Source organism: Candidatus Pantoea soli, assembly GCF_007833795.1.
Lineage (GTDB): Bacteria > Pseudomonadota > Gammaproteobacteria > Enterobacterales > Enterobacteriaceae > Pantoea > Pantoea soli.
Genome location: NZ_CP032702.1, coordinates 1996402 through 2011121, shown reverse-complemented (window position 1 = coordinate 2011121; position 14720 = coordinate 1996402). Strand labels below are relative to the sequence as shown.

12 protein-coding genes are annotated in these 14720 nt (G+C 54.3%); 9 read left to right on the top strand and 3 right to left on the bottom strand.

From position 1 onward, the window contains the following. The first annotated feature begins 11 nt into the window (after positions 1-11). Positions 12-1019 carry an NAD-dependent epimerase gene (locus tag D8B20_RS09315; protein ID WP_145888617.1) on the top strand — a complete coding sequence of 336 codons (1008 nt, stop codon included), beginning with the start codon at positions 12-14 and terminating at the stop codon, positions 1017-1019. 96 nt (positions 1020-1115) lie between these two features. On the opposite strand, the gene hns is transcribed toward D8B20_RS09315, so the two are convergent. Further along, on the bottom strand, positions 1116-1523 hold the full coding sequence (gene hns / locus D8B20_RS09310; protein WP_145888616.1) for a histone-like nucleoid-structuring protein H-NS: 408 nt from the start codon (positions 1521-1523) through the stop codon (positions 1116-1118). Positions 1524-1925: 402 nt separating this feature from the next. Here hns and tdk point away from each other — a divergent pair, with 402 nt between their 5' ends. Continuing rightward, positions 1926-2546, top strand: coding sequence for a thymidine kinase (gene tdk / locus D8B20_RS09305; protein WP_145888615.1), 621 nt, complete (start codon positions 1926-1928; stop codon positions 2544-2546). Positions 2547-2597: 51 nt separating this feature from the next. On the opposite strand, the gene adhE is transcribed toward tdk, so the two are convergent. Next, the gene (gene adhE, locus D8B20_RS09300) at positions 2598-5276 is read right to left on the bottom strand and encodes a bifunctional acetaldehyde-CoA/alcohol dehydrogenase (protein ID WP_145888614.1); all 2679 of its coding nucleotides are present in this window, start codon (positions 5274-5276) and stop codon (positions 2598-2600) included. Between the two features lie 432 nt (positions 5277-5708). On the opposite strand from adhE, the gene D8B20_RS09295 reads away from it, so the two are divergent. The 7 genes from D8B20_RS09295 (at position 5709) to oppF (ending at position 14317) form a co-directional block, all read left to right on the top strand. Further along, on the top strand, positions 5709-6356 hold the full coding sequence (locus tag D8B20_RS09295; RefSeq protein ID WP_145888613.1) for a YchE family NAAT transporter: 648 nt from the start codon (positions 5709-5711) through the stop codon (positions 6354-6356). 572 nt (positions 6357-6928) lie between these two features. Further along, complete coding sequence (locus D8B20_RS09290; RefSeq protein ID WP_145888612.1) at positions 6929-8563, top strand: ABC transporter substrate-binding protein; 1635 nt, start codon at positions 6929-6931, stop codon at positions 8561-8563. Between the two features lie 158 nt (positions 8564-8721). Then, positions 8722-10362: an oligopeptide ABC transporter substrate-binding protein OppA gene (gene oppA / locus D8B20_RS09285; protein ID WP_145888611.1), complete on the top strand. Its 1641-nt coding sequence runs from the start codon at positions 8722-8724 to the stop codon at positions 10360-10362. Positions 10363-10443: 81 nt separating this feature from the next. Next, the gene (gene oppB / locus D8B20_RS09280; protein WP_145888610.1) at positions 10444-11364 is read left to right on the top strand and encodes an oligopeptide ABC transporter permease OppB; all 921 of its coding nucleotides are present in this window, start codon (positions 10444-10446) and stop codon (positions 11362-11364) included. Positions 11365-11379: 15 nt separating this feature from the next. After that, a complete protein-coding gene (gene oppC, locus D8B20_RS09275) occupies positions 11380-12288 on the top strand; it encodes an oligopeptide ABC transporter permease OppC (RefSeq protein ID WP_145888609.1) in 909 nt (302 codons plus the stop codon). An 11-nt stretch (positions 12289-12299) separates the two neighbouring features. Continuing rightward, positions 12300-13316, top strand: a complete 1017-nt coding sequence (locus tag D8B20_RS09270; protein ID WP_145888608.1) for an ABC transporter ATP-binding protein — start codon at positions 12300-12302, stop codon at positions 13314-13316. Then, positions 13313-14317 (top strand): murein tripeptide/oligopeptide ABC transporter ATP binding protein OppF, encoded by a 1005-nt coding sequence (gene oppF, locus D8B20_RS09265; protein ID WP_145888607.1) that lies wholly within the window; start codon positions 13313-13315, stop codon positions 14315-14317. Before D8B20_RS09270 ends, oppF begins: the two co-directional genes overlap by 4 nt. A 62-nt stretch (positions 14318-14379) precedes the next feature. Here oppF and D8B20_RS09260 read toward each other — a convergent pair whose 3' ends face one another. Then, positions 14380-14709, bottom strand: coding sequence for an HI1450 family dsDNA-mimic protein (locus D8B20_RS09260; protein WP_208613115.1), 330 nt, complete (start codon positions 14707-14709; stop codon positions 14380-14382). Positions 14710-14720: the final 11 nt, after the last annotated feature.

Here is a 14720-nt window from a genome sequence, read left to right as displayed (position 1 = left end):
ATGAGGGATGTATGAATTTTCTGGTTACCGGCGCGGCAGGTTTTATTGGTTTTCATGTCAGCCAGCGTTTACTGGCCGCCGGTCACCAGGTTGTCGGTATCGACAACCTGAATGACTATTATGATGTCAGTCTGAAACAGGCGCGTCTCGACCAGATCGGACAGCATCCCGCATTTACCTTTATTAAAATGGACCTGGCAGACCGCCAGGCCATTTCTTCTCTGTTCAGCCAGCACCCGTTTGATCGCGTCATTCATTTAGGCGCACAGGCCGGCGTACGCTATTCCATTGATAACCCGCACGTGTATGCCGATGCGAACTTAACGGGGCATCTCAATATTCTGGAAGGGTGCCGTCATCATAAAATCGGCCATCTTCTCTATGCTTCATCCAGTTCCGTTTATGGTCTGAACCGCAAAATGCCATTTTCTACCGATGATTCCGTTGATCATCCGGTTTCGCTTTATGCGGCGACCAAAAAAGCCAACGAACTGATGTCGCACACCTATTCTCATCTTTATCAGATTCCTACCACTGGCCTGCGCTTTTTCACTGTTTATGGCCCGTGGGGACGACCGGATATGGCGCTGTTTAAATTCACCCGGGCCATGCTGGCCGGTGAAGCTATCGACGTCTATAACCGTGGTGAAATGACGCGCGATTTCACCTATATCGATGATATTGCCGAAGCCATTGTGCGCCTGCAGGATGTGATTCCGCAGCCCGATGAAAACTGGACGGTTGAAACCGGCTCACCGGCCAGCAGTTCAGCGCCGTATCGCGTTTATAATATCGGTAACAGTCAGCCGACCAGCCTGATGACCTATATTGAGTCACTGGAAAAGGCGCTGGGTATTGAAGCGGTGAAAAATATGCTGCCGCTGCAGCCCGGGGATGTGCTGGGAACCAGTGCCGATACTCAGCCGCTGTATGACGCCATTCAGTTCCGTCCACAGACCAGCGTAGAGCAGGGCGTACAGCAATTTGTGAACTGGTATCGCGCGTTCTACCAGCAGTAATCAGCAAAAAAAAGGAAGCCAGCGGCTTCCTTTTTTTATACCTGGTGTAAATCAGAACACAGCGCGTGATGGCTGACTGTTCGAAGCACTGGCACCTTACAGCAGAAAATCGTCCAGTTGTTTACCTTGTTCTTCAATGGCTTTTTTAATAACGGCCGGTGTACGACCCTGACCGGTCCACGTACGGTTTTCACCGTTTTCATCGACATAAGCATATTTTGCCGGACGGGCAGGACGTCTGGCTTTACCCGGCGTTTTGGTTTCCGTTAAAGCCTGCAGTAATTCGTTTGGATCAATACCATCCGCCAGCAGCATTTCGCGATATTGCTCCAGCTTGCGGGTACGCTCGGCATTTTCTGCCTGCGCATGGCTCTCTTCTTCACGGCGTTCATTCACGACAACTTCCAGCTTCTCCAGCATCTCTTCTAAAGTTTCCAGAGAGCATTCCCGGGCCTGGGCGCGCAATGTACGGATATTATTAAGAATTTTAAGTGCTTCGCTCATTGTCCTAATCTCAAAATATAATAAAGGGAGTTGTTCTGCCGACTCATAATAGTGTTGGAAAAAAATTACTGCAATAGCCGAAGTTATATGTAAAACGTAAAGTTAAAGTGGTGAGCGCCGGTTAACCTGCATTTTATATATTGTTATGGCAATTTAGCGCGGTTAAATTGACCGGGCTGCCTGAAATTCCACGCTAAATCTCAGGTGTCATCGTTAATTAAGCGGAATTAAAGCGTGGCGCGAGTCTGGCTTTATCATAATGTGCTGTACCTTTTTTTCCCGGCTCGCTCAGGGTGGCTGACGTTAATTTGAGCAAATGATAAAAATTAATCCGCCGCACCCGTGCCCGCGCTTTATGGTAGACTCTCGCGCAACAAATTACGCTGTGATGAGATTTTGCGTATGGCCCAACTCTATTTTTATTACTCTGCGATGAATGCAGGCAAATCAACCGCGCTGTTGCAGTCTTCTTACAATTATCAGGAACGCGGTATGCGCACCCTGGTGTATACCGCGGAAATTGATGACCGCTTTGGTGCAGGCAAAGTCAGCTCACGTATCGGGCTCTCTTCGCCCGCCTGGTTATATAACGCCGACACGGCGCTGCTGGAAGAGATTGCCGCGCAGCATGCGCAGCAGCCGGTACACTGTGTCCTGGTGGATGAGAGTCAGTTTCTCACCCGTGAACAGGTGCGTGCGTTATCGGATGTCGTCGATAAGATGGACATTCCGGTGCTGTGCTATGGCCTGCGAACTGATTTCCGCGGTGAATTATTTACCGGCAGTCAGTATTTACTGGCATGGGCGGATAAGCTGGTGGAGCTGAAAACAGTCTGCCACTGCGGACGTAAAGCCAGTATGGTGTTACGTCTTGATGCGGACGGTAAACCGTTCAGTGAAGGGGAGCAGGTGGTGATTGGCGGCAACGAACGCTATATTTCCGTCTGCCGCAAACATTATAAACAGGCTATCGAAGACGGTTCGTTAAATGCCATTCATGATGCGCAACAACCGACGATCTGAAAACCGCGGATATAAAAAAACCCGCCGTAGCGGGTTTTTTAACGCGGGCACTCAGGCCTTTTTCGTTTTTTTCTCTGCTTTTATGACGCTGATTTCACTGTTTGCCGCTGCTGGCTCGGCGCCTTCAGAAAACTGACGGCCATAATAGGTATCCAGCATAATTTGTTTCAGTTCAGCAATCAGCGGATAACGCGGATTCGCGCCGGTACATTGATCGTCAAAGGCATCATCCGCCAGCTTATCCACTTTTGCCAGGAAATCCGCTTCCTGTACGCCCGCTTCACGGATTGAGGCAGGAATACCCAGCTGCGTTTTCATCTCTTCCAGCCACGCCAGCAGTTTTTCAATTTTCTGCGCGGTGCGGTCACCGGCGGCGCTCAGGCCAAGATGGTCAGCAATTTCCGCATAACGCCGCCGCGCCTGCGGACGGTCATACTGACTGAATGCGGTCTGTTTTGTCGGGTTGTCGTTGGCGTTATAGCGAATGACATTGCAGATCAGCAGGGCGTTGGCCAGGCCGTGCGGAATATGGAACTCCGAACCCAGCTTGTGTGCCATTGAGTGACACACGCCGAGGAAGGCATTGGCAAAGGCGATACCGGCGATGGTGGCCGCATTGTGTACGCGTTCGCGCGCCACCGGATTTTTGGCTCCCTCACGATAGCTGGCTGGCAGGTTCTCTTTCAGCAGCTTCAGGGCCTGTAAGGCCTGACCGTCAGAGTATTCATTAGCCAGCACGGATACATAGGCTTCCAGCGCATGCGTGACGGCATCCAGACCGCCAAACGCGCACAGCGAGCGCGGCATATCCATCACCAGATTGGCATCCACAATGGCCATGTCCGGTGTCAGCGCATAATCCGCCAGCGGGTATTTCTGGCCGGTGGCGTCGTCAGTGACCACCGCAAACGGCGTGACTTCCGAACCGGTACCGGAGGTGGTTGTGATCGCCACCATACGGGCCTTCACGCCCATTTTCGGGAACTTGTAGATACGTTTCCGGATGTCCATAAAGCGCAGGGCCAGCTCTTCAAAATGCGTTTCCGGATGTTCATACATGACCCACATGATTTTCGCCGCATCCATCGGCGAACCGCCGCCGAGGGCGATGATAACGTCTGGCTTAAAGCTGTTCATCTGCTCCGCTCCTTTGCGCACGATGCTCAGCGTCGGGTCAGCTTCCACTTCAAAGAACACTTCGGTTTCAATGCCATGCGCCTTCAGAACGCGGGTCACCTGGTCCGCATAGCCGTTGTTGAACAGGAAGCGGTCCGTGACGATGAAAGCGCGTTTAGCGCCATCTGTCGCCACTTCCTCCAGCGCAACAGGCAGTGAGCCGCGGCGGAAATAGATGGATTTAGGAAGTTTGTGCCATAACATATTTTCTGCTCGCTTGGCGACGGTTTTCTTGTTGATAAGGTGTTTTGGCCCGACGTTTTCTGAAATGGAGTTGCCGCCCCATGAGCCGCAGCCCAGGGTCAGGGAAGGGGCCAGCTTGAAGTTATACAGATCGCCGATGCCGCCCTGCGAAGCCGGGGTATTAATCAGGATGCGTGCGGTTTTCATCCGGTCGCCAAAGGCATGTACGCGCTCGCGCTGGTTATCCTGGTCTGTATAGAGGCAGGAGGTGTGACCGATGCCGCCCATCGCCACCAGCTTCTCTGCTTTGTTAACGGCATCGCTGAAGTCTGTGGCGCGGTACATGGCTAACGTTGGCGATAGTTTCTCATGCGCAAACGGCTCCGACTCATCCACTGCGTTGACTTCACCAATCAGGATCTTGGTATTCACCGGCACGCTAATGCCTGCCAGCTCGGCAATTTTATACGCAGGTTGCCCGACGATAGCCGCATTGAGAGCGCCATTTTTCAGAATGATATTCTGCACGGCCCTGAGTTCTTCGCCCCGCAGCAGATAGCCACCGTGGCTGGCAAAACGTTCACGCACGGCGTCATAAACGGCATCCACCACAATTACTGACTGCTCAGAAGCACAGATGACGCCGTTGTCGAAGGTTTTAGACATCAGAATTGATGCCACGGCACGCTTCACATCGGCGGTTTCGTCAATCACCACCGGCGTGTTCCCGGCACCGACACCAATTGCCGGTTTACCTGAGCTGTAAGCCGCTTTCACCATGCCCGGTCCGCCGGTCGCCAGAATCAGGTTGATATCCGGATGATGCATCAGCTGATTGGACAGCTCGACAGAGGGGGCATCAATCCAGCCGATAATATCTTTTGGGGCACCGGCGGCGATAGCCGCCTGCAGCACAATGTCCGCCGCTTTATTGGTGGCATCTTTGGCGCGCGGATGAGGGGAGAAAATAATACCGTTGCGGGTTTTCAGGCTGATGAGCGCTTTAAAAATCGCGGTGGAAGTCGGGTTAGTGGTCGGCACAATGCCGCAAATCAGGCCAATCGGTTCAGCGATGGTGATGGTACCAAAGGTGTCGTCAGTTTCCAGCACGCCACAGGTTTTTTCATCTTTATACGCGTTGTAGATGTATTCAGAGGCGAAATGGTTTTTGATAACCTTGTCTTCAACAATGCCCATGCCGGATTCGGCAACCGCCATTTTGGCAAGCGGGATACGGGCATCGGCTGCGGCAAGCGCGGCTGCACGGAAAATGGTATCCACCTGTTCCTGACTAAAACTGGCATATTCACGCTGTGCCTGTTTGACACGTTCGACCAGTGCGTTCAGTTCGGCAACATTAGTAACGGCCATGGTACTCTCCTGAGGAAGTTAAACTCTTTTAGTAAGCAAGCCTGAAGGTTGAAGTATAGCGCCGGGCTGGCTATATTTTCGCCAGGCTGGCCCGCGCCGCCGCTGCTTACTAAAAGGGTTTGGCCCTGAAAGGTGGCTGTTTCACGGGTTGATGGGGATAGACTACCCCTGTGCGGAGAGGTCAATTTTGATGCAGATCAAATCAGATCCGGGCTGACACCTTTCAGCTCTGACTTTTGCAAGTAAAGTTAGCAGGGCGTTTTGCAGCGCGTTAACCACGTAGTCACGATGCGATAACTGTCCGGCCATATCAGAGAGATGAACCAGACTTTACCGCTAAAGCAGCAGATATTTCTGTGTTCACCTCTGGTTTTCCGGCAGGCTAATGCACTACATTAAGCGCGTTTTGAACGCCATCTTCTGGAGCCCATTTTGACCCCTGTGCTACTTGACCTGTCCGGCTATATTAAGTTTTTTGTCGGTTTATTCGCCCTGGTAAATCCGGTAGGTATCATTCCGGTGTTTATCAGCATGACCAGCTATCAGGCAGTGGCAGAGCGTAATAAAACCAACCTGACAGCCAATCTTGCCGTGGCCATCATTCTGTGGACCTCGCTGTTTCTTGGCGACGGCATTCTGCATCTGTTTGGCATTTCGATTGATTCTTTCCGCATTGCCGGCGGCATTCTGGTTGTTACTATCGCGATGTCGATGATCAGCGGCAAACTCGGTGAGGATAAGCAGAACAAACAGGAAAAATCAGAAACCGCTATCCGGGAAAGCATTGGCGTGGTGCCGCTCGCATTGCCGCTGATGGCCGGACCGGGTGCCATCAGCTCAACCATCGTCTGGAGTTCCCGTTATCACAGCTGGCTTAACCTGCTGGGTTTTAGCGTGGCCATTGCAGTATTCGCCTTCTGCTGCTGGCTGCTGTTTCGCGCTGCGCCTTTAATGGTGCGGGTGCTGGGTCAGACCGGGATTAACGTCATTACCCGTATCATGGGGTTATTGCTGATGGCGCTGGGCATTGAATTTGTTGTCACCGGCATTAAAGCGCTGTTTCCGGGCCTGGTAAATTAAGCCGCGTTATTTTTCAGCGTGAAACATTAAAATGAACCAAAATAGTGCATTGCATCGGCGGGTTGCACTATTTTGGTGTTTTTATTCAGCCAGCTTAATAAACATCGCCGGTTATAACCTTCGCTACTGACCGCAGACCAGCCTCGTATAGCATCCCGATAATATGTGATAATTATCACAGTATTTCTCTCTGCATAATTTCTTCATTCCAGCATCGAACAGGGTTTTTTAATCCTGAGCCAATGCATGCTACGGCCATTTTGCGCGATTGCAGTGAATGCTGTAAAAGTTGCCAGAATTGTTGAAAGGCGCGCAAATAACGCGCATAAATCACAATTTATCTATCAAAAACAGAATGATAATCAATAATTCAGGCTGTTAATTAACGCTTTTCCTGCATCGCGAGACGTGATAAAAGAGAATTAGCTAACATTTTTGTGGTTTAGCTTTGGCGTGCGGATAACGCTTCTGATAATTTCCGGTGCATCCAAAAATTTTTATCTGTTAGCCGCAAATGAGTACGTTTCTTGCTTACTCGCTATCAGGTTCCTGTTTAAGGCAGATATTGATTAATGAAATATAAGGTAGCGAAAGTGGCCGCGCGCGTGAGTCTGGCGCTCAGCCTGTCAGTGGGGCTGTCATCCGTACAGGGCGCCGCTGTTCCGGCCGGCACACCCTTAGCTGATGTGCAACGCATCGTGATTAATAATGGCTCTGAAGTCTCTTCCTTAGATCCGCAAAAAACAGAAGGCGTGCCGGAATCGAACGTTATTCGCAACCTGCTTGAAGGCCTGGTCGAAACCGATAATAACGGCCAGCTGGTGCCAGGCGTGGCTGAAAAATGGCAGAGCGAAGAGGGCCGTGTCTGGACATTCACGCTGCGATCCACGGCGCGCTGGAGCAACGGTGAGCCGGTGACGGCGCAGGATTTCGTTTACAGCTGGCAGCGGCTGGCCGATCCGCACACCGCCTCTCCGTATGCCAGCTATCTGCAGACCGCGCACGTGGTCAACATCGACGCTATCCTCGCCGGCAAAGCCGCACCGGACACGCTGGGTGTTAAAGCGCTGGACGATCATCATCTGCAGGTCACGTTATCCGAACCGGTTCCCTATTTTGTCGATATGCTGGCACATACCTCCATGAAGCCGGTTTACCGTCCGGCCGTGGAAAAATGGGGTGAGCAGTGGACGCAGCCACAGCACTATGTGGGCAATGGCGCTTACACCCTGGCTGACTGGGTAGTGAATGAAAAAATTGTGGTGAAGCGTAACCCGCACTACTGGGACAATGCCCACACCGTGCTGGAGCAGGGCACCTTTCTGGCGCTCACGTCAGAAACCAGTGACATCAATCGCTACCGCAGCGGCGGAACGGACATGACCAACAGTGTCGTGCCGCCGGATATGTTTAAAAAACTGCAGCAGACGCTGGGTAATGAGGTCAGAATCAGCCCGCTCCTCTGCACGTTCTATTATGAAATCAACAACAAAAAGCCGCCGTTTAACGACGCGCGGGTGCGCGCCGCCCTGAAGCTGACGCTGGACCGCGATGTCATTGCGCAGAAAATCATGGGCCAGGGACAGATTCCGGCTTACGGGCTGACGCCGCCGTTTACGCAGGGCGTGACGCTGCGCGATCCAGCCTGGGCCAGACAAAGTCAGGCGGAGCGCAATGCGTCAGCAAAAGCGCTGCTGGCGGAGGCCGGTTTCACCGCGCAACATCCGCTGCGTTTTACACTGCTCTACAACACCTCTGAGCAAAACAAACGCCAGGCGATTGCCGCAGCCTCAATGTGGCAGAAAAACCTTGGTGCGCAGGTTACGCTGCAGAACCAGGAGTGGAAAACGCTGCTGGAGACGCGCCGTCAGGCGCAATATGACGTGGTACGTGCCACCTGGTGCGCCGATTATAACGAACCTTCGACCTTCCTGAATATGCTGCTGGGCGGGTCATCCAATAACACCGCCTTCTACCACAGCGACGCCTTTGATGCACTGATGGCGCAGACGCTGGGTACCAGCGACCGGACGGCGCGGGCGGCACTGTATCAGCAGGCGGAAGCGCAACTGGATCAGGATTCCGCCATTGTGCCGGTCTATTATCGCGTCAGCGTGCGGCTGGTGAAGCCCTGGGTAGGCGGCTTCACCGGTAACGATCCGCAGGATATGCTGGCGCTGAAATACTATTACATAAAGAAACATTGAGTAACGGGACGAACCGGCGCTACAGTCGGACGTCACGATACCGTGGTAACCCTGCAGGGGTGCAGTGGTCTTCGTTCAGACAGGCGGAGATCTCCCGGAAACGGGGTACGCCGGGCGGCCTGCCGACCCGGTGACGATAATAAAACTGGAGCGTAATAATGAACAACATCACGAAAAAAAGTCTGATCGCCGCAGGCGTACTGGCGGCCATCGGCACGCTGGCAGGGAATGCTGCGCTGGCCGCAACGGTGCCGGCAGGTACTGAACTGGCTGCAAAACAGGAACTGGTGCGCGGTAACGGCGATGAAGTGCAGTCGCTGGATCCGCATAAAATTGAAGGCGTACCGGAAGACAACATTGCGCGCGATCTCTATGAAGGGCTGATCATCAGCGACAGCAACGGCAAGCCGATTCCGGGCGTGGCGGAGAGCTGGGAAAACAAAGATTTCAAAGTCTGGACCTTCCATCTGCGTAAAAATGCCAAATGGTCCAACGGTGAGCCGGTGACCGCGCAGGACTTCGTGTACAGCTGGCAGCGTCTGGTGGACCCAAAAACCGCGTCGCCGTATGCCAGCTATCCGCAGTATGGCCACATTGATAACGTGGACGACATCATTGCCGGTAAAAAACCGGTCACCGATCTGGGCGTTAAAGCGCTGGATGACCATACGCTGCAGGTGACGCTGAGCCAGCCGGTGCCTTACTTCTATAAGCTGCTGATCAACTCCGTGATGTCCCCGGTTTACAAACCGGCGATTGAAAAATTCGGCGATCAGTGGACCCAGCCGCAGAACTGGGTGGGTAACGGCGCCTTTAAACTGGAATCACACGTAATCAACGAACGTGTCACCGTGGTGCGCAACCCGCAGTACTGGGATAACGAACACACGGTGCTGAACAAAGTGACCTTCCTGCCGATCAACTCCGAAGTCAGCGACGTTAACCGCTACTTCTCGGAAAACGGCAGCGATATCACCTATAACAACATGCCGATTGAGCTGTTTAAAAAGCTGCAGCGTGACAACGGTAAAGAGCTGATGGTGAAGCCATACCTTTGCACCTACTACTACGAGATCAACAACCAGAAAGCGCCATTCACCGACCCGCGCGTCCGTACCGCGCTGAAGCTGGGGCTGGATCGCGACATCATGGTGAACAAAGTGCTGGCGCAGGGCCAGATGCCGGCGTACAGCTTTACACCGCCAGCAACCGATGGCATGGAGCTGCTGCCACCGGACTGGTTCAAGTGGGACCAGAACAAGCGTAACGCCGAAGCGAAGAAACTGCTGGCTGAAGCGGGCTACACCGCTGACAAGCCGCTGACCTTTAACCTGCTGTATAACACCTCCGATCTGCACAAAAAGCTGGCGATCGCTGCTTCTTCCATCTGGAAAAAGAATATCGGCGTTAACATCAAGCTGGAGAACCAGGAGTGGAAAACCTTTCTTGATACCCGCCATCAGGGCAACTTTGACGTCTCCCGTGCGGCCTGGTGTGCGGACTACAACGAGCCGACCTCATTCCTGAACATCATGCTGTCGGACAGCAGCAGTAACACTTCGCACTATAAGAGCGCCGATTTTGACAAGGTGATTCATGACGCGGTGCAGGCTGCCGATGATAAAGCCCGCGTGGCCGATTACCAGAAAGCCGAGCAGATTCTGGATAAGGACAGCACCATCGTGCCGGTCTATTACTATGTCAACGCGCGTCTGGTGAAACCGTACGTCGGCGGCTATACCGGCAACGATCCGCTGGATAAGAGCCTCGATAAGAATCTGTACATCATTAAGCACTAATAGCACTCAGGCTATCGACAGTGGCGGTGCTGCGGCGCCGCCTTTTTGACTTTGTGAAGCAACAGCCTGGTAGGTACGGCAATGTTAAAATTCATCCTGCGTCGGCTTCTGGAAGCTATTCCGACGCTCTTCATCCTTATTACGATCTCCTTCTTCATGATGCGCCTGGCACCCGGCAGCCCGTTTACCGGCGAGCGCACGCTGTCACCGGAAGTGATGGCCAACATTGAAGCCAAATACCATCTCAACGATCCGATCGGCAAACAGTACCTCAGCTATCTGGTTCAGCTGGCGCACGGTGATTTCGGCCCGTCGTTTAAGTACAAAGACTACTCGGTGAACTATCTGGTCGGGCACGCGTTTCCGGTCTCAGCCAAACTGGGCCTCGCCGCCTTTTTCCTCGCGGTGGTGCTGGGTGTGACGGCAGGGGTCATCGCTGCGCTGAAGCAGAACAGCCTGTGGGATTACGCGGTGATGGGGGTCGCCATGACCGGCGTCGTGATACCCAGCTTTGTGGTAGCACCGCTGCTGGTGCTGATCTTTGCCATCACCCTGCGCTGGCTGCCGGGCGGCGGCTGGAACGGCGGGCAGTGGAACTACATGCTGCTGCCGATGGTGGCGCTGTCGCTGGCCTATATCGCCAGTATTGCGCGTATCACGCGCGGATCGATGATTGAAGTCATGCACTCTAACTTTATCCGCACGGCGCGCGCCAAAGGGTTGCCGCTGCGCCGTATTGTGCTGCGCCACGCACTGCGTCCTGCGCTGCTGCCGGTGCTGTCCTATATGGGACCGGCGTTTGTCGGCATCATTACCGGTTCCATGGTGATTGAATCGATCTACGGTCTGCCGGGCATTGGCCAGCTGTTTGTTAACGGCGCGCTGAACCGCGACTACTCACTGGTGATGAGCCTGACCATCCTGGTCGGGGTGCTGACCATTCTGTTTAATGCGATCGTGGATGTGCTGTATGCCGTTATCGATCCGAAAATCCGTTACTGATGCTGGAGCTCGCTCATGATGTTAAGTAAGAAAAACAGCGAAGCTCTTGATACGTTCAGCGAGAAGCTGGAAGTGGAAGGGCGCAGCCTGTGGCAGGATGCGCGGCGTCGCTTTATTCACAACCGCGCTGCGCTGATCAGCCTGCTGGTGCTCCTGCTGATTGCGCTGTTCGTGATCTTTGCCCCGATGCTGGCGCAGTTCCGCTATGACGATACCGACTGGGCGATGATGTCCTCACCGCCTGATACCACTTCCGGTCACTGGTTTGGTACGGACTCCTCCGGGCGTGACCTGCTGGTGCGCGTCGCCATCGGCGGACGTATCTCGCTGATGGTGGGCATCGCCTCGGCGCTGATCGCGGTGCTGGTGGGCACGCTGTATGGATCGCTGGCGGGCTACCTCGGGGGCAAAATTGACTCCGTGATGATGCGTATTCTGGAGATCCTCAACTCGTTTCCGTTCATGTTCTTTGTCATCCTGCTGGTGACCTTTTTCGGTCGCAACATTCTGCTGATTTTTGTGGCGATCGGCATGGTCTCCTGGCTGGATATGGCACGTATTGTGCGCGGACAGACGCTGGGGCTGAAACGCAAAGAGTTCATTGAAGCGGCGCAGGTCGGCGGGGTATCCACCGGCAATATTGTACTGCGTCACATCGTGCCAAACGTACTGGGTGTAGTGGTGGTCTACGCCTCGCTGCTGGTACCAAGCATGATCCTGTTTGAATCCTTCCTGAGCTTCCTGGGGCTGGGGACACAGGAACCGCTGAGCAGCTGGGGCGCGTTGCTGAGTGACGGCGCGAACTCAATGGAGGTGTCGCCGTGGCTGCTGATGTTCCCGGCCGGTTTCCTGGTAGTAACGCTGTTCTGTTTTAACTTTATCGGCGACGGTCTGCGTGATGCCCTCGACCCGAAAGATCGTTAAGGAATTTCCCGATGTCTATTCATGAAATTCAGCCGGCGACGGCTGCGCAGGCGGGAAACGGAAACCTGCTGCTGGATGTAAAAGATCTGCGCGTCACCTTTGCCACGCACGATGGCGATGTAACCGCCGTAAACGATCTCAACTTTTCGCTGCGTGCCGGTGAAACGCTGGGCATTGTCGGCGAATCCGGCTCCGGAAAATCGCAAACTGCCTTTGCACTGATGGGCCTGCTGGCGAAAAATGGCCGCATCGGAGGCTCGGCGAAATTCAATGGCGCAGAAATTCTCAACCTGCCGGAAAGCAAGCTGAACCGGCTGCGCGCCGAACAGATTGCGATGATTTTCCAGGATCCGATGACCTCGCTTAACCCATATATGCGGGTGGGCGAGCAGCTGATGGAAGTGCTGAAGCTGCACAAAGGCATGAACAGCGCACAGGCGTTCGAAGAATCGGTGCGCATGCTGGACGCGGTGAAAATGCCCGAGGCGCGCAAGCGCATGAAAATGTTCCCGCATGAGTTTTCAGGCGGGATGCGCCAGCGCGTCATGATCGCTATGGCGCTGCTGTGCCGGCCTAAGCTGCTGATTGCCGATGAGCCCACCACGGCGCTGGACGTGACCGTACAGGCGCAAATCATGACGCTGCTGAACGAGCTGAAACGCGAATTCAACACCGCGATTATTATGATCACCCACGATCTCGGCGTGGTAGCCGGCATCTGTGACAAAGTGCTGGTGATGTACGCCGGACGCACCATGGAGTATGGCCGGGCGCGCGATGTGTTTTATCAGCCGGCGCATCCGTATTCCATTGGCCTGCTTAGTGCTGTGCCGCGTCTGGATGCGGAAGGTGAATCCCTGACCACCATTCCGGGCAATCCGCCTAATCTGCTGCGCCTGCCGCAGGGCTGTCCGTTCCAGCCGCGCTGTGCCTGGGCCATGGAGATCTGCAGCAAGTCGCCGCCGCTGGAACCCTTTGGTGACGGGCGCCTGCGCGCCTGCTTCAAGCCGGTGGAGGAGCTGGTATGAGCACCCTGACAGAAGAGAAAAAAGTGCTGCTGGAGATTGCCGATCTCAAAGTGCATTTTGACATCAAAGATGGCCGGCAGTGGTTCTGGCAGCCGCCTAAGACGCTGAAGGCCGTGGATGGTGTCAGCCTGCGCCTGTATGAAGGCGAAACGCTCGGTGTGGTCGGTGAGTCCGGCTGCGGGAAATCGACGCTGGCGCGCGCCATTATCGGTCTGGTAAAAGCGACCGACGGCCGCGTTGCCTGGCTGGGCCGCGATCTGCTGGGACAGAGTCAGGAAGAGTGGCGTCAGGCGCGCAGTGATATTCAGATGATCTTCCAGGATCCGCTGGCATCGCTGAATCCGCGTATGACCATCGGCGATATCATCGCCGAGCCGCTGCGCACCTACTATCCGAAGATGCCGCGCCAGCAGGTGAAGGATAAAGTTAAAACTATGATGATGAAGGTAGGGCTGCTGCCAAACCTCATCAACCGTTATCCGCACGAGTTCTCCGGCGGGCAGTGTCAGCGTATCGGCATTGCGCGAGCGCTGATCCTCGAACCAAAGCTGATCATCTGTGATGAACCGGTCTCAGCGCTGGACGTGTCGATTCAGGCGCAGGTGGTCAACCTGCTGCAGCAGTTGCAGCGCGAGATGGGGCTGTCGCTGATTTTTATCGCCCACGACCTGGCGGTGGTGAAGCATATTTCCGATCGCGTGCTGGTGATGTATTTAGGCCATGCAGTGGAGCTGGGCACCTATGATGCGGTGTATAACAATCCACAGCATCCTTATACCCGGGCGCTGATGTCGGCGGTGCCGATTCCCGATCCGGATCTGGAGAAGAATAAGCAAATCCAGCTGCTGGAAGGGGAACTGCCTTCGCCTATCAATCCGCCCTCCGGCTGCGTATTCCGAACCCGCTGCCCGATTGCCGGACCGGAGTGTGCGAAAACCCGTCCGTTGCTGGAAGGCAGCTTCCGTCATGCGGTCTCCTGCCTGAAGGTAGACCCGCTGTAACCTCAGCGCCGCGTCAAAAAGCAAACGCCGGGCATCTGCCCGGCGTTTTTGTGTTACATCGCTTATTCACGCCACAAAATGTGGCACAGCTTGTGGTCTTTTTCGCGGCACAACAGCACGCGGGCAAAGATGTCGGTGATCGGTTCGCCATCCGCTTCGCCCAGACCAATCACCACTTCGGCGAAGAAATCGGGGTTCAGGTCAAAATCCACGTGTTCCTGCCAGTCTTCTGCCGGGTCAAACAGCTCTGCGCCACCGCGCTCCTCAAACTGCAGATTAAACAGAATGATGTCTGCGGGATCGAGGTTATCGCCTGCCAGCTCAAGAAAAATATCGTAAGCCTGTTCCAGCGTTTCATCTTCGGTAAGGCGATTATTTAAATCCATGGTCATTCCTGCTTGCC